The sequence below is a fragment of the Sinorhizobium meliloti genome (assembly GCF_017876815.1).
GTDB classification, from domain to species: Bacteria; Pseudomonadota; Alphaproteobacteria; order Rhizobiales; family Rhizobiaceae; genus Sinorhizobium; species Sinorhizobium meliloti.
In genome coordinates, this window is record NZ_JAGIOS010000003.1 from 1,402,405 (window position 1) to 1,427,103 (window position 24,699).

Sequence of the window (24,699 nt, forward strand, 5' to 3'; positions counted from 1 at the left end):
TCATTTGACGGCCCGTCGATCAACCTCAGATCGCCGCAACTGAATAATCGATGGGGCGTGGACGCCGCATACCATGAAATATTATGCCGGACTCGATGTGTCGGTGAAAGAGACCTCCATTTGCATTGTTGATCAAACGGGCAAAATCTGCCGCGAGGTGAAAGTCACCAGCCATCCCGACGATCTCATCGCGGTACTTAAGGATCCTGCCTGGAACATGGAGCGGATCGGGCTTGAGGCCGGGCCCCTGTCGCAATGGCTGTTTGAAGGTCTTGCCAGGGCCGGCCTACCCGTGATCTGCATCGAGACCCGCCACACCAAGGCGTTTCTAAAAGCGCAACCGAGCAAGAGCGACCGCAACGACGCGCGCGGCATCGCGCAGATGATGCGCGTGCACTTGTATCGGGCGGTGCATGTGAAGACGCTGACCAGCCAGAAGCGTCGAGCGCTGCTGACGGCGCGCAAGCTCTTGCAGGACAAAGCAATCGCCATTGAGAACGACCTGCGCGGGCTGCTGCGCAACTTTGGGCTCAAGGTCGGCGTGGTCGGATCCGCGAAGTTCGAGGCGCGCATTCGCGAGCTCGTCGAGGGCACCCTTAACCTGGTCGAGATTGTCGAGCCCTTGCTTGACGCGCGCCGGAATCTGCGGGAGCACTTTGCGACCCTGCATCGGAAGCTTTTGATGATCGCGCGGGACGATGAGGTCTGCCCACTGCTGATGACGATCCCGGGTGTAGGTCCTGTTGTTGCTGTGGCCTATACCGCGACAATCGACATCCCTCAGCGGTTCAAAAACTCCAAGGCAGTGGGACCAATCCTGGGACTGACGCCAGTGCTCAACCAGTCCGGTGAGAGTCACCGCGTCGGCCGCGTCTCCCTGTGCGGCGACGGCATGATGCGAACCTTGCTTTACGACGCTGCACAGGTTCTTCTCAATCGGGTGGCAAAGTGGTCGTGGCTGAAGGCATGGGCGATGAGCGTCGCCAAACGGCGCGGCCTGCAAAAAGCCATGGTGGCGCTGGCCCGCCGTCTGGCGGTGATCATGCATCGCATGTGGAGCGACGGCACTGAATTCTGCTGGTCCAGGGAGAAACTCCCAGCCGGCGCCTGACTGGCATTCGCAATCGAGATCGCCGCCGAGGCTGTACGCATACGGTCGCCGGCGGAAAGATGTCCCTTGCGGGACGGAGGATAGGCGAGTTCGCACCACAGGCTGTTCCCGGGCCATTGTCCTGGCTTGAGGGACGCGCCGGAGATTGTTCCGCTTGTTCCATCTGATCCCATCGTGGAAGGGCCAGCGAGTGCCGATTCCGGAGAGAAGCGCGAGCCCGTAAGGACACATCTGTAGATGTCGATGACATAAGCTGGAAGTGCTTGACCTCGACACGCCGAATAGAGAAGCCTGTGGTAAACGGGAGTGGGGCGGCTGCCGCTTTTCACTGCCTCCCAGCCCTGACTTGAAAAGGAGGTGCGCCGCCTAGCGCCCTTCGCTCATGCTGGTGGCGACAGCGTCGGCGGCTGGTTCTGCTGGGGTCATGCGTCTCAGAAGCCGGATCAGATCGCGCATCGTGTCTTGAGGCAATTGTTCGACGAGCTTCATCAATGTTTGGCGGTCTTCTGCTTCCTCGAGCGTCTTGCCCCACAAGTGCGGCGCTGTGTCAAAAATCACATCGAGAGGCATAAAGCCCATGATCTCACAGAGATGTATCAGGCGCGGGATCGACAGCCGAGCTTCTGAGCCTCGCTCGTACCTTCCGTAGACAGATACGGAGAGCCCTAGCAAATGCGCTAGATCGGCGCGGGAGATACCCTTGGCTTCGCGCGTTTTCTTGAGCCAGGCCGAAATCTTTTCGTCCATCTCCTTTGCGGTAAGGGTGCCGTCGAAACCCGGCTGGCGGAAGACCGGCCTGTCAAATTCCGGATCGGTTATTTCAACCAAACCCCGCCCGCTCATTAAACTCATTGCATCGGTCACGGACTTTACCCTTTTTTCGATTCCGCCGCTCAGCGGGTACTATGCACCGCTTTGAAGCATTTAGGAGCAGGCACCTCCGAAGAATCGCAGCGCACTCCCTTCTTTTTTGGGGAAATTCCGCTCGCTGGCTCCTCTTGAGGCGGTGAAGCAAAATGCTTCAGAACGCCCAGCATGGGGCAACAAATCGGCTGTCGCTGCGTTCACCTGAGGCAAAATGCTTTCAGAAACGCGTTCCATCCCGTGAGGAACTGATCGATCGCGGCCTTCATGATCACGGGCATCTTGACGTCGTTCTCCAGGGCGGCCCTTTGCAGTCGCATCTTCGTGTCGTAATCCAGCGGGCAGTTGACGTAGTGCTTGGATTCGCGGTCACACTTGCCGGGATGATCGAACGAGCACTGGCGGCTCTTGTAAATGCTGAGCACCAGAGAACCCTTGTCTGTTTATACAAGTTCTGATATAAAAGGCGGCCGAGATGAAGGAACTGGTTTTCCTCGGAGATTCCCTGGAGCGATTGCGGGATTTTCCGGAGGCAGCCCGAAAGGAAGCCGGCGTTCAGTTGCACAAGGTTCAGCAAGGTTTTGAGCCGAGCGATTGGAAGCCGATGGCGAGTGTAGGACAAGGGGTGCGGGAAATCCGCATCCGCGACGAGGCCGGGGCATTCCGAGTGATTTACATCGCCAAAATCGAGGATGCCGTTTTTGTGCTGCATGCCTTCCAGAAGAAGACGCAGCAGACCGCCAAACGAGATCTGGACCTTGCCGCCGCCCGATTGCGGCAAATCTAGCGGAGGTGTGACGATGGAACGCCAGAGCTTTTCCAACGTGTGGGACGCCTTGGAGAACACGCCGGCTGAGGCCGCGAGTATGGCGATGCGCTCCAACCTGCTTATTGCGATCGATCAGCGCGTGCGGAGTTGGCAAGTGACGCAGGCAGAGGCTGCGCGCCGGCTCGGGATCACACAGCCCCGGCTCAATGATCTGCTTCGAGGCCGGATCACGAATTTCAGCCTTGATACGCTCATCAACCTGGCGAGCCAGGCAGGACTCACAGTTCGGCTTGATATTGCTGAGGCAGCCTGACGTAAGCGTGGTGTCCTGCATTCCGTTCCGTCCGCCCCTCTGTCCTTTATCGATAGCGCGTGCCGGACGAGGCTACCGTCGCGTTTGCCGCAGGTAAATTCCGGGTCGGAAGCGAACGCTCTTTTCGATTGGGCCCAGAGAGCTGGAGGGCCGCCAGTGATAATGCCCCGGCGATCGGGGGTGACGGCTCCGAGCTTCGCGTCTGCTATGAGTCCGGGCTTGCGGGTTCGTCGTTGTGCGAAGTTCCGAAAGCTGGCCGAGCTTGCCGGATTTGTCTGGGATTGCACGGAATACGCCGCCGGTCGTCGTTGAGGCACGGCGACAGCGCGCGCGCAGGGGGAAGCGGATCGGGGTTGCGCAGCCCGGAGCCGCGCGGCCCTCGAGCACACGGGAGTGGTGTCGAAAACGAACATGGACTTGGCCGTGCTGCGCGGTCTGATTGACGCAGGATAATACGGCCGCTGGGGCAGAACTCATCAATGCCCCTACCATCTGCCAAACGCTCCGAATGGCTTCTCCAAACCCGGCAGCTTCCGCTTCCGTGCTATGTCGGCGCGGAGCTATCGAATACTTAAACTTCGCTAAAGTCGTAGCGAAACCCGCGGATATCCCAGAGCTCCGCCAAAGTCGGAGTTTCTTTCAATCAGTCACCGACCTTTACCCCTTCTTTTTTTATACCGCCCCTCAGCGGTCACCATGCACCAGTGAAGCAATTTCGCACAGAGGTCTGAAATGCTTCAGCTGCGCCCCGGGCATCCGGGCAACAGTCCGACAATCACAATGGTGAAGCAGACGAGAAAAGCAATCACCGATTCTTTGCCGCTATCATCGTCCAGTAGCCGTCTTGCCATTGAAAAACCGCTTCAATTTGCGTTTCGCCGTCGATCCACTTGAGCTGCGCGAAAAGCTTGCAAGCGATCTCCTGATCTACAATTTGCATACAACGGTTGACGCTGACGGTGGAACCGTAGCCATGCCTATTTAGGTCCCATTTGGATAATGCGAATAGCTGGGTCTTGGCCTGATCGTCTGTCGGCCACGTACCCTTTTCGGGTACGGCTGTCGCTTCATTCACTTGAGGCAAAATGCTCCCGGAAACGTTCCCCATCCCGACCGTCGGATGGCTGAGATGGGGAGCAACATACACGCCGAGGACGCAACCAACAGCCACGCCAAGAAGAAAGCCGCGACCTAACATCGATCAGTAGCCGTTATCCTTGAGGAACTGATCGATCGCGGCCTTCATGATAACGGTCATTTTGACGTCGTTCTCAAGGGCGGCCTTTTGCAGCCGCGTCTTCGTGTCGTAGTCCAGCGGGCAGTTGACGTAGTGCTTGGATTCTCGATCGCGTGCCCTTTTCAGGTCGCGCAAGCGAATTCTCGAATCTTCGCGCTGCAATGCTCTCGTGGTGGCCCGTTCGCGCCGAGCTTCTTCTGTCGGGGCGATCAGACGATTAACCGGCTTATTAGTCTCAGACCCGAGAGGTGCAGCTTCTTGGGACTGATTTGCATTCCTAGTCTCCGTCGGCAGCTCAGCCGGCGTGCTCACTGAGGCTGCCTGTGTCGCGGATTGCTCCACCGGACGGCTGCGACGGGGTGCGACTGCAAAGTCAGAAACTGTCGTTTGGCCCTTAGCCATTCGCTGCTACCTCTTTCTTGCCTGCCAAAAGCGCTTCGATCTCCCGAACCAGGCTCATGACTTCTGCCCTCGCTTTTTTCACCGACTCTGTCAGGTCGAGCATTTGCACGGTGCCATAGCCATTTCGAATTTCGCGATAACAATTTCGCTCCATCAGCTCCGTTTTGAGCAGATAGGAATCGTAGCCCCCCTCCTGCAGGTTCTGCACGAACGGCCTGATCAGCCGGTAGGCCTCCAGCAGCTTCGCCGGCATGGTGATCCTGGTGACGACGTTGACGTGTGGAATTTCCCGGCCCACCTTGTCGGAAATATCGGCCGTGTCGGCCGCCGCCTGTCCTGCCGCCTTGATCTCGTCCTGGTTCGGCTGGATCGGGGTCAGCACAATATCGGAACCAGCGATGATCGTGTCCCTTAGAACGGTATCCTGTCCGGGCGAGTCGATCAAAACCACATCGAACCCGTTCGCCTCGTTCTCGAGGAGCTGCTGAATGGTCGCCTGGCGGGCGGCGGTTATAAGCTCGATGTTGTCAGGCAGGTTGTCCTTTGCCTCACAGCGCTTCCACCATTCGTGCAGATTTTGGCGGCCGTCTGCGTCGATGAGAAGCACACGCTTTCCCTGAAGCGCATATTCCCCGGCGATCAAGATGACGGCGGTTGTCTTCCCAGCCCCACCTTTGCCGCTCACGGCAGAAATAAACTTTGGCAAGCGTCGCAACTCCCTTTGCTGGCTCAAGGTCATTCCGCGGTTCGCCCGTGTGGCCGGCGTTTCGACGTCGGACGTGCACACGATGCGAACAGTTGTTCATACGATGAGGAATCATCGCACTACCACACCGTGCGGTCAATTGAGCCGACTAAACCATGCCGACATGATGTGAACAATTTCTCCCATGCTAGGAAACCACTTAGCAATCGACACACAAACACATGATGTGTACGCGCAGCGAGGGCAGCTCGAGGTTGTTTAGTTGAATTTCCCCTTACAATTTGGAGAGGCAGGATACGGAAAAATGTGCTACGCCCTTTTCCTGCAATCGAGGGACGAGCCCTCGATCAACTGACGCAAGCGCCAGTAGGGGCCAACGGCCAAATGGATGAGGGAAAATTCAACGCTCTTCTCCAGCCGGCAAAGAAAGATCGCACTGTGCATGTCCGCGTCACGGCTGACGATCATGCGGCGATCGAGAAGGCCGCCGAGGATGCCGACATGACGGTATCCAGCTTTTTCCGGTCGCTGCTTCTGGAGGGGGCGGGGGTTCGGCCGATGTTGACCGGCGATGACCGCCTGATCATGGCGGCTCTGCTCGAAGACATGCGGATGATCGGGATCAACCTGAATCAAGTCGCGAGGGCCCTCAACAGCGGCCGTGGTGTCCACCCAAGCGAATTGGACATCAACCTAGAGAACGTGCAGCGGATTCAAGCGGCGGTGATGAGCGAGCTGCGTGCTCTGACGCGGCGAGCTGGTTATCAGCGTCGAGGGGAGAAGTAGCTTTTGGAGATCTTCTTCGGCGCATTCACCAGCGAATGGGAGCAGCGGCGGGCAGCGCTGCTGCACGAAATGTCATCGGGCGGGCGAGGCGCTTGGGCAGAGAAAGAGATGCGAAAGCGCCTGAAGCAATTGGCTCGACTTGGCGCTGCAGGTGGCGGCGGAGGCTCGGGCGGCGCTTCGGGTGGTCGTGGATCCGGATCGAAGGGGAGGGGGGCTCCTCGAGCGCAGGCGACGTCGGCGACAACGGTCGCACGAGCGATGGAGGTGCGGTTAGCGGCCGTCGCAAAGGGAAGCCAGCCGGCAGTCGTTAAAATGGTGTCTTATGGCGGCGGTGCTCGGGTCGGTGCGATGCTGAATTATGTGTCCCGTGGCGGCGAGTTGAAACTCGAGAACGAAAGCGGCAGGATCCTCGAGGGGCGGGAGGAATTGGCGCGCATCCGTGGCGATTGGGACCACCTTTTTCAGAACCGCGCAGAAAGCCGCGACATTGGGAGTTTTTCCGTCGAAATCGCGGCGACCGACTTTGCCTCGGAAGAGGCATTGCACGAGCAGGTGAGGAGCACCCTGACGAGCGGCTTTGGCGACCGGCGCTATGCCTATGCCCTCGCGAAAAATGACGGCGGCTCTGTGACCGTTCAGGGGCTTGTCGTATTGCGAAGCCGCCAGGGGGAGCGGCTAACGGGCGACGTGAAGGCGGCCGGCATCATCCAGGGGCGATACGACACCAGCGCGGCCGCGGGCGAGGCTGCGGCGAAGTTCTCCTTTCATGGCTACGGAAATGGCGCCGAGTTCGGCGCCAGCCGCTTGCGCGGGCTGGTCGATCGGCATGACGACGTTCGCGACGATCGCGGCCAGTCGATAGCGAATGAGAAGGTCGCGGGCGACCTGGTGCAGAAGGAATGGCGCGGCGAGCTCCACAGCCGCAAGAGCCGCGACGTGATGCACGTTATCATGTCGGCTCGGGCCGGAACCGATGTTGCTGCGTTCGAAGGGGCGGTTCGCGATTTCCTGGCGCATCAGTTTGCTGGGCACCGGTATGTCTTCGCTATGCACGATCCGGCCAGCGATCCAAAAGAGGCGGGGGAAGGGGGAAAGCGTCCGCATGTGCATGCCCATGCGATTGTGGCGATGAAATCGGATTCCGGTGATCGCATCGAGACGACGCCTGCCGTGTTTCGCGAATGGCGATCCGTCATGGCAGAGAAGGCGCGGGAGCACGGCATTGAGATGGAAATGACCGACCGGCGCGAGTTTGGCAGCCCGCCGGCATTCACGCGCACCCAGGTCCGGCTGGTGAGCCGAGAAGGCCGCACAGAACATGTCGGGACGAGCGAGGCTGCGCAAGCGCGATACGACGCCAAGCGCAGCGGCCGGCGCACGGTCGCGAAGAGCGACCGGAGCCGACAGTACATCATAAAGGTGCAGGAATCGTGGCAGAAGGTCGCCCTGGCGGGTGGTGATCCTCAGACCGTGTCCTATGCCACGCAGCATCGAAAGTATTTAGAATCAAGCGTTTCGACAGCACAGACGGAAACGAGCGGCACTATCATACGCGCGGATTTTGGATCGAATTTCCGCATCAATTTAGCTACGTTGCAGGAGATGGTTTTGGAGGGTCAGGAATTGCGCGAAATATCACGGACAGAGTTCGAGGCTTACGAAAAGAAGGTAGAGACGGCCTTGTTCAAGTTGGAGCGATCGGTCACGGCAGACGATCGGGCGGACTTTGACGAAATAGCCAGCCTGGCCCGAGATTTCGTCAATCAGAAGCGTGAGCTGGTGGACCTTTACGAGCAGCGCAAAGAGGCGTTGGCGGAACAAGGTGGCGAAGCGTGCAGCGAGCTGCGTGATCCGGCCAACGACCAGTGGGACGCTGCGATCGCCAAGCACGGCGAGGGTGTTGTCGAGGCCGGCAACGAGGCAATGATAGAAATCGAGCACTACCGAGAGGGAAATGATAGGGTCGAGGCCGGCGAGTTTTCGGCCGACCGCAAGGAAGGAATGCAGGCCGGGCTCAATCGAGCTCTGGAGCGGGCTGCGCTGTTGGCTATCGAGGGAAACAGTTACGTTCGGGACGTTGCCGAGCAGGATCCTGGTTTAAAACGGGCCATCGAGCAGGAGGAGAACAAATCCGATCGCCCGGAGGAAGTGAAGGACAAGGCGGCCTCAAATGCTGAGACAGTCGACGACCAGCAACATGATCTGCGTGCCCACGAAGAAGACCGGCAGCCAATTGACGGCGGCGCGCGAGCCGCTCACGAGCTGGCCTCCACCATCGATGCTACAAATCGCCTGCAAGATCGTCTAAATAAGGATAGGGAAGCCGTTCAACGCGGCGGAGAAACGACACGTACAGACCCTGCACAACAGCATATTCCTCGACTCGAGGAGCTTGAGCGGGAGCAGATTGAACAGAGGGAACGCGACCGCGACGACCGGGATCGTTAAAGGGATATGCTGAACGATAACCGCCAACAATACGTCATCCAGAGCAACGATCCCAAAGGCGACGAAGGGTTCGGGAAGTTCTTGGGTGTAATTATCGTGTTTGTGATGTTCTTGGGCGCCGTCCAGGTCGCCTATGACTCGGCTACGGCCTGGTATCGTGGCATGATCATCTGGCTAAATGCGATACCGCAACCTATCTTGCCGGCTTCTGGCCCTACTAAAGCTCACTTTTTTGAAGATCGGCGTCAAATCGCGCCGATCTTATTCCCCGGAAATGCGTCATTGCCCGCAGATAAATGGATGGCGCAAGCACCCAAGTCTTCAGACATCGGGCTGAGCGACCAGAGTCAGTCCTTTGACGTTCATCTCGGCCTTCAGAGTAGCTGAATCGCGCACCGGCTCGCTCAACATCTCCGTTTGGGCGACAAAGCGGACGTCCTTGGGATACTCTTGAGTGGCCAGCTCCGACCTTTCGTCTCCACATCGACCGAAAATTCTGCAATACCCTGATCATGCTCGCTCAATCAGCCCGTGTGGTCCGGGGTTGCGCAGGCAACTGTTGCCTTGCTGCTGGCGTGGCCGCAAGCGCGCGAAGCCGGGCGGCTTGCACCGGATCGCCATAGAAGCGGACGAGTCCGAGTTCCTCGGCACGCTCCCAGCTCAGGCGATGCGACACGATCTCTTCCAGCGCCGCCTCGGCGGTGACGACAACAAGGTCACCCCGCTGTGGGCCTTTCACGTGAGTTGATTGCCGATTCCGATGAAGCCGCCCCTTTGTTCCGAGATGATTGCGCCCCCGGTTTCCGGGATGATCTCGCCCCCTGTTTAGTGGGGTCTGCAGGCGATGATTGTTGTCAGTTCATTCAGGCGAGGTGTCAAGCTTTGCGCGGTAGATTTCGGCGCAGACTATCGCCGCTCAATTCGATGCGGTGGGCATTGTGGACCAACCTGTCGAGTATGGCATCGGCGTAGGTTGGGTCGCCAATGACGCCGTGCCATGCGGACACGGGAAGTTGGCTGGTAATGATCGTTGATTTGCGTCCATAGCGATCTTCGAGGATTTCCAGCAGGTCGTGGCGGGCCTGTTCGTTGAGCGGCTCGAGCCCCCAATCATCCAGTATCAGGAGCTGAACATGGCCCAAGGTTCGTTGCAGGCGGGCGTAGCGGCCATCACCACGCGCGAGCGCAAGCTGGGCAAACAGCCTTGGGACACGCTGATAGAGAACTGAGCGATCGTCTCGGCAAGCCTTGTGGCCGAGAGCGCAAGCCAACCAACTCTTTCCGACACCCGAGGGTCCGCAAATGGCCAGATTGTCATGGGCGTTGATCCAGTCGCCACCGAGCAGCTTCATGAAGAGAGCACGGTCGAGGCCGCGGTCGGCGCGATAGTCGACATCTTCTGGGGTGGCCTGGTGGCGAAGCTTGGCAAACCTGAGGCGTGCCGCAAGCTTCCGATCGTAACGGGAGCTCCACTCCCGTTCGAGCAGCAGTCCGAGCCATTCGGCGTGCGAGAGATGTTCGGCTTCGCCGTTGGCAACAAGTTCGCCAAAGGCCTTTGCCATGCCGGCCAGGCCCATGGCATTCAATTTATCCAGTGTTGGATGGGCAAGCATCTTTCGTTCTCCTTAGTGGTAATAGCGAGGTCCGCGGATGTTGGCGTGATGGATCGGTTCATGCGGCGCCGCTCCATTTGAGGCAGCCGTCCGGTCAAGGTGATTGTCGAGGATGGATCGCACCGAGCCATAGGTTCGTGCGCCAATCTCCAACGCACGGCCGCAAGCGGCATTGACCCTGTCGCGGCCGAAGCTCTTGTTGAGGCGGATGATGCCGAGGCAAGCTCGAAAGCCCTGCTCGGGATGAGGCCTGTCGGCAAGAATGCGCTCGCACAACAGCGCAACATCCGGCCCCATCGCAGAGGCTTCGCGTTGAATCCGTTCAATCGTCCAGTCGGCAAAGCGGCGATGCGCAGAGGGCATATGATCGGGGATCGTCGTGTGCTTGCCGTTGCCGCTGGAGCGCCGGTGAGCGGCAATTCGCTCGCCCTTGTGGAAGATCTCGATCGTATTGGCGGTGATACGAGCCTCGACCTGCTCGCGGGCAAAGCGATAGGGAACGGAATAATAGTGCCGCTCGATCTCGACGTGATAATCCAGCCCGGCGCGCCGGATACGCCATTCGGCAAAGACATAACGTTCGACAGGCAGCGGTCGCAAAGCCGGACGATCAAGCTCCTCGAACAATTGGCGGCGCGTGGCGCCGACACGGCGCAGAACGCGCTTATCATTGAGATCATGGAGCAATTGGCCAATCGCCGCATTGACCTCGGCCAAACTATAGAAGATGCGATGGCGCAGCCGGCCCAACAGCCAACGTTCGACGATACGAACCGCAGCTTCCACTTTCGCCTTGTCCCGCGGGCGTCGCGGCCGCGTCGGCAAGACGGCGCTGCCATAATGGGCCGCCATCCCGCAATACGTCCGGTTGACCTGGGGATCGAAGTGGCAGGCCTTGATGATCGCTACCTTGGCATTGTCGGGAACCAGCAAGGCTGGCGCACCGCCAAAGAACTCCAGCGCCAGGATATGGCATTCAATCCAGTCGGGAAGCGTCTCGCTCCAACGTGCCTGCGCATATGAAAGGCTGGATGCTCCCAGAACCGCCACGAACAGGTGCGCCTGCCGTGTCTTGCCGGACAGCCGATCAACGACAACCGTGACCGTGTCGCCGGCGTAGTCGACGAACAGCTTGTCGCCGGCCGCGTGATCCTGCCGCATCGTCACAGGCAACTTCATCGCCCAGCCGCGGTAGAGGTCACAGAAGCGACTGTAGCGATAGCCCTCCGGATAACGGCTGATGTATTCGTCCCAAAGGATCTGCAGCGTCATATGCTTGCGCTTCAGCTCGCGGTGGACCTGCGCCCAGTCCGGCTCAGGGCTCCGACGATGACCCGTCTTCGTCCCGGCTGCCTTGTAAAGCGCCGCTTCCAGGACTGCATCGCTGATGTCGTCACCCAACGGCCACGATAGCTCCGCAATGGCCGCACGCCGAAGCGTCTCGCGCACCGTCGATGGCGCAGCTCCAACCCGAACCGCGATCGACTTGTGGCCAAGTCCTTGTTCGAAGCGATATCTCAATATCTCGCGGACACGCCGCATCTCCAGTCTCTCCGCAGGCATCCCGTTCCTTCCTCGTCACGTCGAAGGAAGAAACTTCACACCAGCAGAACACCCACGCCAGATGCTTTCCGATGGGGGCGGCATCATCTCGGAATCAGGGGGCGACTATTTCTCGGAATTGGGGGGCGAGATCATTTCGGAATCAGGGGGCGGATTGCCTCGGAATTTGCAAGTTGATACGCCGACTGTCCCTTCGCCGACCGCGTAGCGGCTCCACAACATGGGCTCGATCAAGACCAGCGTAAAGGCGAATTCGTCGGTATCGCCGGGCTGCAGTTCCGAGCCAAACTGATTGAGCCTGTTTGCTGCGCTCCGAAAGCCCGAGCCGAACAGATCCTTTTTCCTTGTTGCGGCGGGGGGCTCAATGGTGCGGTCGAGGATCGCCTGTGTGACGGCACCCTGCACGTAAAGCGCATTCGGGTACGACCAGTTGAGAACGCCACGCTGAAAAGTCGCGGAGTTCGGGTCCTCGTAGCCACATGCCTGCGCAACCGGAGGAGCCAGAAGAAGCGCGACCAAGCCTGTGGCGCGAAGCGTGCCTCGGGGCGCGTTCATGACACCAACCCCGTGGTACGGTCGATCAACCAATAGGCGGCCATCGCGCCGATTGCGTAGGCAGCGAGCACGCCGAGCCGCGCTGACGCCACTCGCACACCTCCAGGCTCCAGGATTTGCGATGCTGTCCACTGCATCATCCAGGCGAGCGTCATCACGACTGCCACGAAGGCCAGTTGCCCGACCTCAACGCCCAGGTTGAAGAACAGGAGCGCGATCGGAATCGCATGCTGCGGCAGTCCGACTTCGGCGAGTGCGCCGGCGAAACCCAAGCCGTGCAACAGTCCAAAGGTGAACGCCACGAGCCAAGGTAGGCGGGCTGTGAGACTCGGTTGCCCTCTCCGGGCGTTGACGATTTCGGCAGCGACGAAAACGATCGAGAGCGCGATCGCCGCCTCGACAGGCGGCCCCGGCACATGCACGAGACCGAGTGTGGCGGCTGCGAGCGTGATGCTGTGCGCTATCGTAAAAGCCGTCACGGTGATGGCCACGCGCCGCCATTCACGCACCAAGATGACCAGCGCCAGCACGAAGAGCAGATGGTCGAAGCCGAACAAAATGTGCTCGACGCCGAGGCTCAGATACGTGAGAGCCACTTTGCCGGTGCCCGGCGCTGCCTCGATCGTGAAGGACGTTCGCGCCGGTGTGAGTCGTTCGGTTTGGGTCGTCCCGGCAAGGTCCTCGACGCGCACGAGCACGTCGGTCAACGTCGCCGACAGGCCATCGATCGAGATTGGCTGGCCGGTTAGTCCTCCTGGTCGCCGGATGGTACGCCGCTCGACATGCGCGCCGCCCGCAAAGACGGCTCGTGGGGCGCCGACATCCTGCGTGCCCGCCGGTAAGCTCAGATAGAGCCCAAGCCTCAGTTCCTCGCCGAGCGCCGGAACCTTGAAGAGCACATCGTAAGTATCGGAGGCGGTCTGGCGCAGTTCCAGATAACCTGGGCGCACCTCGTGCGCCTGGACGGCGGATGAGAACATCACCGCAAGAAGGCCGACGAGGAACAGAGCGCGCCTCACTGCACCGCTCCAGCCGCATCGGCCCGCGCCTCGCGTTTGGCCGGCGGCGTTTCCACCACGACGTCGTAGCGGCCGCGGAGTGCGCGATAGAACTCATCCAGCTTTTCGACGCGACGGGCGTTCGCCCATTCCCGCGCAACCGCCTCGCGGACCGCGGCGAGCTTCGGCAGACCACCCTCGGATCGTTCGCTTACGAACACGAAATGTAGACCGAAGGCGGAGGCAAAGGGACCCTGCCAACTATTCGTGTCGGAGGAAAACAACTCCTCGGCAAAGCTTTCGCCAAAGTCGTTGACGACCTCACTTCGCCGCACAGCATTGAATTCGCTGCCCAGCAGCAAACCGTCGCCGAGCGAGGCCCCTTCCGTCCCGTTTGCATGGGAGAGCGCTGCGGCAATCTCCTGGACATCCGCGTCCAGCGTCTCTCCTCTTTTCGAGCTCAGGAAGACCTGGCGGAACGACACGCTCTGCTCCATCCGGAACTGTTCCGGATGCGCGGCGAGATAGGCGTTGAGTTCGCTGTCGGTCGGTTCGGCAGCCGCGATGTCCTCGGCAAAGAATTCCATCTTCTGCCGGATGCGGCGGCGAATGACGATATCGTCCCGATCGAGTTCGAGTGCCTTGCCCTCGCGATAGTACACTTCGTCGCGGACATAGTCTTCGACGAGACCCTTGAGCTCTTCGGGCGCCGGCTGGCGCTGCCACGTGCGGGCAAACGTTTGCTCCAGATTGGCGATTTGCGCGGCGGAAACAACGATCTTCTGCGGCACCTTAGTTTCCGTGCCGACGAAGACAGCATTGAGGCCGAACAAGGCAGCGCCCAGGATCAGGAAATGCAGCAGCGGCTCCCGGAGCAAGCGCATCATGGCGTGTACCAGATGGGCGAGGTATAGGCCCGCTCCTGAGTGGACATGGGAACGTCAGGCGACATCTTAACCCCGAACCGCTGCGCTTCGTAGGCGGTCCATCGCGGTGTCGGTATTTCTATCACGCGGGCATAATAGAAGGCGGGTTCTGCTGGATCGAAGTCCGGATCGCTCCACACGCCCTCGAGCTCGGGAGAACCGATCGTGTTCTTCCACGTCGCGTTCACCACATCGACGGTGTCGCCGACTGGGGGCAGCTTGCCCTCGTCACCGGGCTTCCGATCCCCGCTCCACACAACATCGTAGACTTTTTCTTGGGTCTTGCCGTCTTCGCCAAGCCAACCCTTTACGATCTGGATCCGGTCCAGGTTGCCGCTCAGTGGGTCCTTCATTGCTGCGACCAAGAAGGAGGGTGGCTTGCCCGTAGTACGCTTGGGTAGATCACCTCCCATCGGAACGCCCTTGGCGTAGCCGGCAGTCGCCGGAAGACGCGACAGAGCGTCGTCCTCGTTGAATTCCCATCCACCGAAGAAACGCACCGTCATTCGGGAGCCGGTCGTGGCGTAGGTTTCCTTGCGCTTCATGGCGTCGAAAATCGCTTCACGCGTGTTGTCGGTGGCCCAGACCCCCGCATATCCTCCAGCGGCTTGCTGCCACCCCTTGATGGTGAACTTTGGGTCCGGCGCCTCAATGACGACGTGTTCCCACCGATGAGGCTCGGGCTCGACGCCCGAGTGCTTGCCGAAGAAATTCTCCTCCTCGACGGCAGCCAGGGCGGTATGGGCATCTGTGCTGCCGACCATACCGAACTTGTAGGGGTTCACACCGAGCTTCTTCTCCAGCATCAGCCCGTTCTTGAGGGCTTCGCGGGCGTATTCCCATTGCAGCATATCAGGCGTCTTCGCCTCGGTGCCGTTGAGGTTGGACTTGTCCCATTTCTCATAATTGGCGAATTCGTCGTTCGGCGAGAGCATGGGGTGCGCTTCTCCGTCGCCCTTGATCTGGGTGACTTCCACAAGCGGTTCGAACCTGACGCGCATCGCTGCCAGCTCTGCAGTCAGAGGCTTGCCCTCGAAGGTCTCAACCGTGAACATGCGCCCGTTGCTCAGATTGCCATTGTGAGGAATGGCCAACACGTCGGCTCCGGTCTCATTCTCGAAATCGGCGAGGTGGTTCCAGAGGTCCTCCGGGTTCTTGCTGTCAAACTGTGAGAAGGGAACAGTTCGGTTGGCCACGGTCGAATCCCCGCGGAAGATCACGTTCCGATGCAGGTTGTAACCGCCGATCGCGGTCCATTCGTAGCCGATAAGGGCCGTAAACCGCCCCGGCTCGTTGTATTTGTCGGCCAGGGCCGTGTAGGCCTGCCATGCGTTCTGCACGGCTCTGTCGCTCTTGATGGGAGGCACATCGCCTGAAAGCGAACCGACGATTTCCATCGCGGTCGCGAACACCGCCTCGTTGTTGCCACTCGTCAGTGTGTCGTACCAACGCTTGCCGGCCTCGGTGGAGAGGATTTCCGGATCACCGCTGAGCAACTGCGGCATGAGGCCGTACATCTCGGCGTGGTCCGAGATCACAAGGAAATCGAGTGGCCGGGAGAGTTTCGCGCGCAGTCCATGGGTGGTTGTGATCTCTTCCCCGCGTGCGAAACGATACGCATCCTCCTGGCCGATCCTGCACATCGTGCCCGCATCGACAGAGACGGCAGTGTGCAGATGCGTATCGCCGAAGTAGACGCGAGTCGGGAAGTTTCGGCCGGCGTAAGGTGAAAACTGCGTCTTGGCTATGTCCGCAACGCCCTCCTTCGTGGGTAATTGATCAGCCCAAGCCGCTGTTGCCACGAAGCAGCCAGCAAGCAGTACGACCCGGCGAAGGGTCGGAGACGTAACGGACATCATGCACTCCTCCGTTATTTTGGCGACCACGTGGCCATCCGAGCGGGCGCGTAAGAGGTTCCGGGAGCGCCTCACGGCGTGTACCAGATGGGCGAGGTGAACGCCCTTTCCTGTGTCACCATCGGCACGTTGTCGGCCATCTTCACGCCAAAGCGCTTGGCGTCGTAGGCCGTCCAGCGCGGCGTGGGAATTTCGAGGACGCGTGCGTAGTAGAAGGCGCGCAGCGCGGGATCGAATTCCGGATCGGTCCAGACTGTGATCAGCTCGGGATCGCCGATCGTATTCGTCCAGACGGCGTTTGCGACATCGACGGTATTGCCGACCGCCGGCAGCTTGCCGTCGGCGCCCGGTCGGCGCTTGTCGGCGTCGCCCCAGACCACGTCGAAGATCTTCTCCTGCGTGTTGCCGTCCTTGTCGACCCAGCCCTTGATGATCTGGATGCGGTCGAGATTGCCGCCGAACGGGTCCTTGAGCGCCGCGACCAGGAACGTGGGCGATTTGCCCTCTGGAGCCTTGTGCAAGTCGCCGCCCATCGGCACGCCCTTGCCGTAGCCGACCTCCGCCGGGGTTCGGCTATCGGCGTCGGCGGAAACGAAGTCGAAGCCGCCGAAGAAGCGCACGAGCATGCGAGAGCCGCTCGTCGAATAGGTTTCCTTGCGCTTCATGGCGTCCCAGAGCGCCTCTCGCGTATTCTCCGTCGCCCAGACGCCGGTATAACCGGCCGCGACCACCTGCCATCCCTTCATGGACCGCTCGCCGAACTTGATCGCGTCTTCGCTCCAGCGTTCGGGGCGCGGCTCGCAGCTCACGAACTTGCAGAAGTAATTGTCCTCCTCCATGGCGGCCAGCCCGGTGTGCGCGTCGCTGCCGGAAGCGAGTCCGAACTTGAACGGGTTGACTCCGAGCTCCGCTTCTAGCTTGAGGCCGTTCTTCAGCGCCTCGCGCGCGTATTCCTGCTCGATCATGCCCGGTTGCTTGCGCACGAGTGCGAGGTTGCCGATATCCCAGAGTTCGTAACCGACGGCGAACTCGTCTGTCGGCGACAGCGAGGGATGCGACTCGCTCTGGCCCTTTGTCTGGATCGCCTCGACTAGCGGCTCCCATCGAATACGTGCCTCCGCCCACTCCTTAGTCAGCGGCCCCCCGGTGAAGGTCTTTAGCTCGAACATTCGGCCGTTGGAGAGGTTGCCGTTGTGTGGGATGGCAAGGAGCGAGCCGCCGGTCTTGTCCTCCCAGTTGGCCATCCACTTCCAGAGGTCCTCCGGATTCTCGCTCTGGAAGGTGGTGTAGGGGATCATCTGGTCGCCCTTGTCGCTACCGTCGCGGTAGATGACGTTGCGATGCAAATTGTTGCCGCCGCCCGCGTTCGACGTCCATTCATAGGCTATGAAGGCGGTAAACCGCCCAGGCTCATTGTATTATTCCATGATCGCGCTGTTCTTCAGCCAGACGGACTTCGCGAATTTGGGATCCATAATGCTGGCCGGAAGCTGCTTGTTGGCCTGCGCGTTGATCAGCTCCATCGTCGCCGCAGCGGCCTGCTCCGGCCCCGCCAGCATCATGTCGTGCCAGCGCTTCTGCACCGGATCGGCCATCAACTCGGGATTGCCGGCCTTGATCTCGGAAATCACGCCCATGCCGTCAGAATGGTCGGTGACGGCGATCCAGTCGAGCGGTCTGCCGAGCTTGGCTGGCTGGCCGGTACTGGACAGAACCTCTTCGCCGCGGGCGAAGCGCACCGCGTCCTCCGGCGTCAGCGTCGCACCGGACATGCCGGCGTCCACCGACCAGCCGGTATGCACATGCTCGTCGCCCCAGAAGACCTGGGCCGGATAGTTACGTCCTGCATAGGGCGAGTAGCCCGGCTTCTTGAAAAATTTCTGCACCGTCGCGGGATCGATCTGGCCCGCGTCCATCAGGGTTTCTTGCCCCATGGCCGACGAGGAGACGACAAGGATAAGCGCGGATACAGCGCTGCACGAAAGACGTGATTTCAGCATGCCCGATCCCCCAACAAGAACCCACGGCGTACCGGAAGATTAAGGTAGCCGCCAAAATGCCCGATCCAAAAGTTCGAAAACGGCGCGGCCGTTAGCCAGCAAGAGGGAGCAGCATATCACTCGGCCTCCTCGATAGCACGCGGCGACGCCCAGAAGGATGATGGTAGCCGAATGTCTCACGGAAAGTTGACGCTGCGATAGTTGGCGATCCGCCCGCCAGAACAACGTCAGGCCGGCCTGGTGGCGCGGATTTGCTTGCTTGTCGCTCAGCTTTCCTCTCCCTGACTGCTCTGAATGAATGCACATGCATGGTGACGGCATCACCCTCTGGTGTCCGAGCCACTTCGGTCGGAACAGGCCGTTCGTTAATGAATGCAGATTTGCCGTCACTCTCTCTTTGGCGCCTCGGCTGTTTTTCTAATGGCCATTCTATGAAGTTCAAGTCGCGGCGATATTGTACTTTGGGGAAGAGTACGTCCTGAATGCGTGGACGGGCAAATGATGGGGACGATCCAACTTTCAATCCGAAGCATTCCCCACGAGCTCGCAATCAACGATCCCAAGGGTCAGGAGTTCTGGTCCGGCCGAAGGGCTGCTACCTGGTGGAGAATTGGGCTCATGAAAGGCAGCTTAGGGTCCATACTTTGCCATAGCTCTTCTCCGAAACGAAGGGCAGAGAAGGGTCGGAAGCGGTCTCCGCAAGCTATTCGGCCGCCACGCCAACTTCGACGGGATCAGGCACCGTCGCGCTGAAGATGTCCATGATGTTGCGCCGCTTGGTCGGAGACTTGTCGCCAAGCTTCTCGGCCTTCATCTCGACCACCTCCCTGAGCTGCGCGGCCTTTGGTTTGAGACCTTCCTCGATGGCCCTTATCCGGGCTTCCATTGCATCCAGGCTTGGAGATGCTTCCGCACCACCAGTGTTTGCAGCTGTCGCCTTAGCGCTCGGGCGCAGCGCCTTTCTATTGACGGTGCGCTTGGCAGGCGTTGACGGCATATCGTCTGCTGCAGGCTCTTCCTTGACCGCAGCCGACTGGATAGCCGCGGCCGCCACTGGCTTTTCTTCCTTTTCTATTGCTGACGAGGGAATTTCGACCGAAGGCTCTCCCCCCTTGGCATATTCCGGAGTTGTCGCCGGAACGGGTTTCGGTGATAGATAATCAACTTCCGGCACCCGCGGAATGTTGGCCTGAGAAAACGCCTCGGCTGATTTGAAGGGCTGCGTCTGGAAGAAGCGAAGCTTTTCACCGAAGATCGGCCGTTGTCCTTCGATGAGCAGGATCATCTTGTTCTCTGGCATTTGCCGGACCTCCTGCGGCATCATCAGATCGCGTTCGCGAATCTGCTCCACCTTCGTGCGGCGAGGCAGGCCCATCAATTCGATCGTGCGGGATTCCGACTGGTAGCGGATGGTGCGCTTTCCGAGCGCGCGTGATGCATACTCGGCCGTGGCCTGATCGTTGGCGCCGAGGACGAGCTGATAGCCACAATTGCCGAGCAGGGAATGCCGGGAGGTTTCGCCATAGATCTCATCGAGGTTCTTCAGATCCTGGATGATGAAGGCGAGCTTGATATTATAGCCAGCCACATAGGGCAGCTTGGTCATGATCTCGTCCATTCGCTTCAACTGCCGGAACTCGTCGAGCAGGAAGTAGACGGGGAGCGAATTGGGATCGTGCTCAAGCGTGAGAATATCCATCACCTGCTGCACGAAAAGCGTGAGGAGAGGGCGCAGCAGGGTGATGTCGGTGATGTTCGGCGCCAGGTAGATCGAGATCGGCCGGCGCTTCATTGCGCGAAGATCCATGTCCGTGACATTGGTCGCGGCAACAATCCTCTCGTTCTTGAAAGGCCGCATCGCCTTTTGAATGTCCAAGAGAGCAGACGCGGCGGCGCGTTCCGATAGAGCGATGTAGGAATTGAAGCTCTCGACTGTGAACTTCGAAAGGTAGGGCTCTTTCTCCTTGATGTATTTCATGAGCGCCTGGAGATCGACGCCGCTATTAAAAAAGGAATTGACCTCGGCGAGGTTGCGCCGGTCTTTGTAGAAGGGGCTTTCCGTGATGTAGCTGATGGCGCCGGCAAGGACCTGTTGCGCGGTCGCTTGCCACACGGAATTTTCCGATGCCGTGTTCTCGGGCACAAGAATGCTGGCGATGTTTTGAATGTCGGTCGTGCGATTGCCGCGCTGCGGCCGGATAAAGTCCAACGGGTTATAGCTGCTGGTCTTTTCGGAGCCAGGCGCGAATAGGAAGACTTGGCTGCCGTTCTCGCGGCGATAACCCGCGGTCGCCTTGAACACTTCGCCCTTGAGATCGGTAACGATCATTGAGCCTTCGTGCATCAGCGCATTGGGGATCACATAGCCCGCGCCTTTACCGGAGCGTGTCGGGCCAATGATCAGATGATGCCGATCGTCCCTGGTGCGGAGTATGTTCCGCCCGACCCGGCCGAAGATGTGTCCCTGTTTGCGGAACCATTTTCCCCGCCGTAGCGAAGCCATGTCCTGAAACGCGGCATCCCCCAATGGGCTGCTCGTCGGTTTCAGTCCGATGCAGGCGACAAGGCCCGCCACCAGCATCGCCGGTACCAGCGAACCAAGCGCGACCTTCTGCAGGGCAGGGCTGGTTTTGTAGTGCCAGAACTGTTGAATCGGAGCGAAGGGATTGCTCGTGATCGTCGTTTCGAGGATCCGACCGTCCTTATAGAAGAGCTGAAGCCCCAGGCCGTACCCGAGCATCCAGACAACGAACGCTATCCCGACGCAAAAGAGCAGGTAGAACGCCTGGAGCTGCTTCGTCATGACTCATCCCGGGCGAAGAAGATCTCAGAGACGCCGCGCTTGCCGCCTTCACGGCGCAGCTGTATGACGATCGGGATGACCATCTGGATATACGACATCAGATCCTGCTTCGAAAAACCCGCCGACATACCGGCTTGCTGCATCATCATGGCGAGCTGTTCATAAGCACCCATCGGCGTATCGGCGTGAACCGTCGACATGCTGCCGGGATGGCCGGTGTTGATTGCCCGGAGGAAGGAAAAAGCCTCTGCACCCCGAATTTCACCGACGAACAGGCGATCCGGCCGCATGCGTAGCGATGACTCGAGTAGGCTTTGAATGGTCACGTCCGCTGTGCCCTGGTCGCCCTTCGACGCGATCAGATGAACGGCATTTGCTTGCGGTGGGAAGAGCTCACGCGTGTCCTCGAGCGTGATGATCCGCTCATGCGGATCGACGCTCTTCAGGCAGGCATTGAGGAAGGTCGTTTTGCCGGAGGAAGTGCCGCCACTGATCAGGATAGAGACCCGCTTGGTGATGGCGGTATGGATGAAATCGTAAATCCGATTGGCGCGCAGATGCCTTATCAGCTCGCGATCAATGTCGCTGAGGCCGCCGACGGCCACAGAGACCTTATCGAGCGAACCGTTGTCGCGAAACTCCTCGAGCGTGAAGTTATTGACCACCTGCTTCCGGATCGAGATCGAGCCACCTTCGGGTGCCGCCGGCGGCAAGACGATCTGGATACGCTCGCCGGTCGGAAGCGCGGCGCTGAGGATTGGCTTCGAGCGGCTGATGAACTGGTTCGTGGCAGCCGCAACACGCTCGCCGATGTTCTGGATTTCATCACCCGTCAGGGCGTTGATTAGATGATGCTCCATGTAATCGGCGCCAAACCGCTCCACATAGACATGGCCCGGTTTGTTGACGGCGATTTCCACCACCCTCGGATCGTCGATAAATTCCCTGATCGGTTCGAGAGCGCGGTTGAGGAAATAATGGGGATCGCGCTTGATCGTAGTGGCGTTACCTCCGGCGACGTTCACGTTGGATCTCCTTCATCGCTTTGGTGACCGGGTCGTCATACATGGCACTGAAATCGAGGTCCTGGCGTACGTAGACAAAGATCCGCTCGCCCTGGCTGACGCTGATGGTGGGAGGAATGCGCAGGTTTTCGCTCAAGGCCTGGTTCGCCATATCCGAGAAGGTCTCGGCGATGGTTTCGCGGGCGAGCTCCTCGCCACGTTGTGCCTCTCTGTTGTTGTCGCCGAACGCCTCGTCGCTTCCGTAGCCGGTCAGGAAGCTGGCGCCGGCGCCGACGACGGAAAGCATGATTGCGGAGCCGAACCGCTCGCGCCATTTGTTGTCGACGTGGCCGGTCAAGCCCGAGCGCCCCAAGCTATCCGTGCCGATGGAGTTGAGGCGCACCGACACGCCGTCGTCGCGAATGAGCCGGGTCCAGATAACAAAAATCCGTTTTTGCCCGCGGGTGATCTCGGACTGGTATTCGCCAATGAGGCGCGTTCCAGTCGGAATGAGGATGCGCCGCCCGTCAAAGGAATAGACGTCCTGCGACGTGATCGCACGAATCTGGCCGGGGAGATCGCTGTTGATCGCGGTCTCGAGGATGCCGGAGATCAACGTCCCCTCCGGTATCAGGGCGTCGATGCGTTCGATTTGCCGAGCCTTTGCGCTCCGATCGGCGAGACTCGAGGCCGCAGCCAGGTACTTGCTGTTGCGGTCCTCGCCAGCGACACTCAGCCCGGAATCGTCCTCGCCTGGAAATCCGCCGTTGCCGTTCCCATTGCCTTTCTGATCAAGCGAGATCAGGCCCGACTTATAGCGTTCGGGAAACTCTTCGACGGGCGCAGCCTCAGGCGTGTATTCAACCACCTCCGGCGGGGGAGGAACCTTGAACTCGGTTGTATCAACGGGCGTTTCTTGAACCGGCTCAGGTGGCGGCGGCAGATTGATGACTGCAGGTTCTATCTCCGGCTTCGGCTCTTCTTGCTCACGCACGAATGACGGCGGCCGGAAGGTGGTCGTCTGAAATTCTTCGTCGCTATCGACGACATCACGCGGCTTTTCTCCTGCCGTGGCAAGCACGAAATAGGCGGCGACAGCGCCCCCCAGGAGCAGGGCAGCCATGCCGATGGTTTGATTGCGTCCAGCGTTTCTGTTGCTGACGGCCGTTTCATCGGCCGCCGTCATGGCCTCAAGTTCGGGACTGCGCTTCATTAATTGCCGCTCCTCCTACGTTTCGTCGCCTTGGCATCAGGAGCCGGACCGAGAATGGCAGGATCCGGAGCGCCGAAGTCGGGCTTGCGAAGGTTAAAGATGCAGGTCCATTGATTGCCCTCGCGCAGCGTGTATTGCGTCGCGACACCATCGACGACGATGTATTCGCCCTCCTTTCGGAAATTGCGCAGCGTCTCGGAAAAGTCGGCCTGGACGGCAAAAATCGCCGGGACCCGGCTGCCGAACTTGAAGAAGGTCTTTTTCCCGTCGTCGAAGATCACCAAGGGCTTCAACGCCGGATCACCGGAAAACGAATAGTCGATGTTGATGTTGGCCTTATCGACATTCGACATGTTCGGGTTTGCCGCCCGGTACTCAGCTTCCTTGCGAAGCGCGGCATTTAGATCCTTCTCCGGATAGACGAAACGGATTCCGAACACCTGCTTGCCATCGGACGGAGCATGGTCGTTGAGCTCGAGGAAATAGATCCTCTTGCTGGTCACAACATTCATGTTGGTGGCGACGTTCTTTGCGATCGGCTTCACGAACAGAATGTTGCCCTTCTCGGAAGGGGCAACCTGCCAACTGTCGGTGTCGCCAAGTGAGATCGTTTCGAACTTTTCGTCCTCATCAAAGATGATCATGGTGGAGATGCCGTAGGTGGCAGCGACCTTCACCACGTTATTGGACTGATAGACGACGCTGGTTACGCGCGAATCGAGGTTGCCCGGGCGAGGTGCCTGCGCAGCATGCGCGTGAGTCATCATCGCGGCCGCGCAGGCCGCGGAAAGCAGGAGGCGTTTGATCATTCTTCACCTCCAGGCGTAACCGTTTCTTGATCGCGACGGTAGTTGTAGACCTGAAAGCCCAAGGGGTTCTCAAAACGCCATTCGTTGGTCGCCGGCGTGTCCGTATAGCGATAGCGAACGACTGAAATGTAGTGACGCACGATCGAATCCGTGTCCGATTTCTCGGTCGTGGAAAAACGGACCAAGGCCGTGCTCGCATTGGAGAAGGTGACGGACTTTATGTCGACCGTGACCTTCTTGTTCTTGCCGAGGACTTTTGCGGGATTGCTGGGATTTGCGGCGCTGTAAAGCTCCTGCAGCTCGCGGGCTGCATCATCAGTGGAGAGTAGGGCGGCGATGCCGAAATTCTGCTCGATCGCGAAGGGGTCGTAGCCTTCGCGAGATCGGATATAGCGCACGACGTTCGCCTGCGTGACCGCCTGTTGGTCAGTCAGCTTGGCAGACCTGGTTAGACCGGTTTTTACCTCCATATAGCCGGTGTTCTTATCGACCTCGACGATGTAGGGCTCAAAGCTCTTCAGCGGAACGAGCATCACCAATGCGGTCAGCGACAGCAGGGTAATTGCGCCGAAAATCAATGTGACGAACCATGCGAGCGAGCGCGATCGCTTGGCCTTTTTGACGATCTCCTGTTCCCAACGATCGCCGTCCTGAAAGTAGCTCCGAAGAGCTGCGTCATTCGTTTCTGCCATTCGATCTAGCCCTTACATCTAGCCCTTAAAT

At 59.5% G+C, this 24,699-nt stretch carries 22 protein-coding genes and 2 pseudogenes; 6 read left to right on the forward strand and 18 right to left on the reverse strand.

Features of this window, described 5'->3' with window-relative positions; translation table 11 throughout:
* The first annotated feature begins 73 nt into the window (after window positions 1-73).
* A complete protein-coding gene (locus JOH52_RS33290) occupies window positions 74-1,111 on the forward strand; it encodes an IS110 family RNA-guided transposase (protein ID WP_014531051.1) in 1,038 nt (345 codons plus the stop codon).
* 366 nt (window positions 1,112-1,477) lie between these two features.
* On the opposite strand, the gene JOH52_RS33295 is transcribed toward JOH52_RS33290, so the two are convergent.
* The gene (locus JOH52_RS33295; RefSeq protein WP_014531052.1) at window positions 1,478-1,963 is read right to left on the reverse strand and encodes a helix-turn-helix transcriptional regulator; all 486 of its coding nucleotides are present in this window, start codon (window positions 1,961-1,963) and stop codon (window positions 1,478-1,480) included.
* A 212-nt stretch (window positions 1,964-2,175) separates the two neighbouring features.
* Window positions 2,176-2,400, reverse strand: a complete 225-nt coding sequence (locus tag JOH52_RS33300) for a hypothetical protein (RefSeq protein ID WP_017264588.1) — start codon at window positions 2,398-2,400, stop codon at window positions 2,176-2,178.
* A 50-nt stretch (window positions 2,401-2,450) separates the two neighbouring features.
* Between JOH52_RS33300 and JOH52_RS33305 the strand changes: the two genes are divergently transcribed.
* Window positions 2,451-2,762, forward strand: a complete 312-nt coding sequence (locus JOH52_RS33305; protein WP_013845293.1) for a type II toxin-antitoxin system RelE/ParE family toxin — start codon at window positions 2,451-2,453, stop codon at window positions 2,760-2,762.
* Between the two features lie 13 nt (window positions 2,763-2,775).
* Entirely contained in the window at window positions 2,776-3,057 is a 282-nt protein-coding gene (locus tag JOH52_RS33310) for a helix-turn-helix domain-containing protein (RefSeq protein ID WP_013845294.1), read from the forward strand.
* Window positions 3,058-3,862: 805 nt separating this feature from the next.
* Here the strand turns inward: JOH52_RS33310 and JOH52_RS33315 are convergent.
* From JOH52_RS33315 to JOH52_RS33325, 3 genes are read right to left on the reverse strand one after another with little or no spacing between them, the layout of a single operon-like run.
* Window positions 3,863-4,255, reverse strand: coding sequence for a hypothetical protein (locus JOH52_RS33315; protein ID WP_014531055.1), 393 nt, complete (start codon window positions 4,253-4,255; stop codon window positions 3,863-3,865).
* A gap of 3 nt (window positions 4,256-4,258) precedes the next feature.
* Window positions 4,259-4,696: a hypothetical protein gene (locus JOH52_RS35730; RefSeq protein ID WP_013845296.1), complete on the reverse strand. Its 438-nt coding sequence runs from the start codon at window positions 4,694-4,696 to the stop codon at window positions 4,259-4,261.
* Entirely contained in the window at window positions 4,689-5,402 is a 714-nt protein-coding gene (locus JOH52_RS33325) for a ParA family protein (protein WP_014531056.1), read from the reverse strand. Before JOH52_RS33325 ends, JOH52_RS35730 begins: the two co-directional genes overlap by 8 nt.
* Before the next feature lie 384 nt (window positions 5,403-5,786).
* Here JOH52_RS33325 and JOH52_RS33330 point away from each other — a divergent pair, with 384 nt between their 5' ends.
* From JOH52_RS33330 to JOH52_RS36390, 3 genes and pseudogenes are all read left to right on the forward strand, one after another.
* Window positions 5,787-6,188 (forward strand): plasmid mobilization protein, encoded by a 402-nt coding sequence (locus JOH52_RS33330; protein WP_014531057.1) that lies wholly within the window; start codon window positions 5,787-5,789, stop codon window positions 6,186-6,188.
* A 3-nt stretch (window positions 6,189-6,191) separates the two neighbouring features.
* The gene (locus JOH52_RS33335; protein WP_014531058.1) at window positions 6,192-8,636 is read left to right on the forward strand and encodes a hypothetical protein; all 2,445 of its coding nucleotides are present in this window, start codon (window positions 6,192-6,194) and stop codon (window positions 8,634-8,636) included.
* 6 nt (window positions 8,637-8,642) lie between these two features.
* Window positions 8,643-8,857 (forward strand): annotated as a pseudogene (locus JOH52_RS36390) (hypothetical protein).
* Window positions 8,858-9,156: 299 nt separating this feature from the next.
* On the opposite strand, the gene JOH52_RS33345 reads toward JOH52_RS36390, so the two are convergent.
* The 13 genes and pseudogenes from JOH52_RS33345 to JOH52_RS33405 all read right to left on the reverse strand — a co-directional run bounded on the left by JOH52_RS33345 (window position 9,157) and on the right by JOH52_RS33405 (window position 24,668).
* Complete coding sequence (locus tag JOH52_RS33345) at window positions 9,157-9,375, reverse strand: hypothetical protein (protein ID WP_234854383.1); 219 nt, start codon at window positions 9,373-9,375, stop codon at window positions 9,157-9,159.
* A gap of 136 nt (window positions 9,376-9,511) precedes the next feature.
* Window positions 9,512-10,249 (reverse strand): IS21-like element helper ATPase IstB, encoded by a 738-nt coding sequence (gene istB / locus JOH52_RS33350; RefSeq protein WP_012477343.1) that lies wholly within the window; start codon window positions 10,247-10,249, stop codon window positions 9,512-9,514.
* A 12-nt stretch (window positions 10,250-10,261) separates the two neighbouring features.
* A complete protein-coding gene (gene istA / locus JOH52_RS33355) occupies window positions 10,262-11,791 on the reverse strand; it encodes an IS21 family transposase (RefSeq protein ID WP_209566082.1) in 1,530 nt (509 codons plus the stop codon).
* Window positions 11,792-11,917: 126 nt separating this feature from the next.
* Window positions 11,918-12,331: a hypothetical protein gene (locus tag JOH52_RS33360; RefSeq protein ID WP_017274854.1), complete on the reverse strand. Its 414-nt coding sequence runs from the start codon at window positions 12,329-12,331 to the stop codon at window positions 11,918-11,920.
* A 32-nt stretch (window positions 12,332-12,363) separates the two neighbouring features.
* Complete coding sequence (locus tag JOH52_RS33365) at window positions 12,364-13,386, reverse strand: HupE/UreJ family protein (RefSeq protein WP_017266192.1); 1,023 nt, start codon at window positions 13,384-13,386, stop codon at window positions 12,364-12,366.
* Window positions 13,383-14,252: a peptidyl-prolyl cis-trans isomerase gene (locus JOH52_RS33370; RefSeq protein WP_014531063.1), complete on the reverse strand. Its 870-nt coding sequence runs from the start codon at window positions 14,250-14,252 to the stop codon at window positions 13,383-13,385. Before JOH52_RS33370 ends, JOH52_RS33365 begins: the two co-directional genes overlap by 4 nt.
* On the reverse strand, window positions 14,249-16,150 hold the full coding sequence (locus JOH52_RS33375; RefSeq protein ID WP_017266191.1) for a DUF3604 domain-containing protein: 1,902 nt from the start codon (window positions 16,148-16,150) through the stop codon (window positions 14,249-14,251). Before JOH52_RS33375 ends, JOH52_RS33370 begins: the two co-directional genes overlap by 4 nt.
* 68 nt (window positions 16,151-16,218) lie before the next feature.
* Window positions 16,219-18,147: pseudogene (locus JOH52_RS33380) on the reverse strand (DUF3604 domain-containing protein).
* Window positions 18,148-18,850: 703 nt separating this feature from the next.
* On the reverse strand, window positions 18,851-20,950 hold the full coding sequence (locus JOH52_RS33385; RefSeq protein WP_014531067.1) for a type IV secretory system conjugative DNA transfer family protein: 2,100 nt from the start codon (window positions 20,948-20,950) through the stop codon (window positions 18,851-18,853).
* Window positions 20,947-21,975 carry a P-type DNA transfer ATPase VirB11 gene (gene virB11, locus JOH52_RS33390; protein WP_014531068.1) on the reverse strand — a complete coding sequence of 343 codons (1,029 nt, stop codon included), beginning with the start codon at window positions 21,973-21,975 and terminating at the stop codon, window positions 20,947-20,949. Before virB11 ends, JOH52_RS33385 begins: the two co-directional genes overlap by 4 nt.
* Entirely contained in the window at window positions 21,956-23,167 is a 1,212-nt protein-coding gene (gene virB10 / locus JOH52_RS33395) for a type IV secretion system protein VirB10 (protein WP_014531069.1), read from the reverse strand. The genes virB11 and virB10 overlap by 20 nt, the downstream gene beginning before the upstream one ends.
* Window positions 23,167-23,976 (reverse strand): TrbG/VirB9 family P-type conjugative transfer protein, encoded by an 810-nt coding sequence (locus JOH52_RS33400; RefSeq protein WP_017266188.1) that lies wholly within the window; start codon window positions 23,974-23,976, stop codon window positions 23,167-23,169. The genes virB10 and JOH52_RS33400 overlap by 1 nt, the downstream gene beginning before the upstream one ends.
* Window positions 23,973-24,668, reverse strand: coding sequence for a VirB8 family type IV secretion system protein (locus tag JOH52_RS33405; RefSeq protein ID WP_017266187.1), 696 nt, complete (start codon window positions 24,666-24,668; stop codon window positions 23,973-23,975). The genes JOH52_RS33400 and JOH52_RS33405 overlap by 4 nt, the downstream gene beginning before the upstream one ends.
* Between the last annotated feature and the right edge of the window lie 31 nt (window positions 24,669-24,699).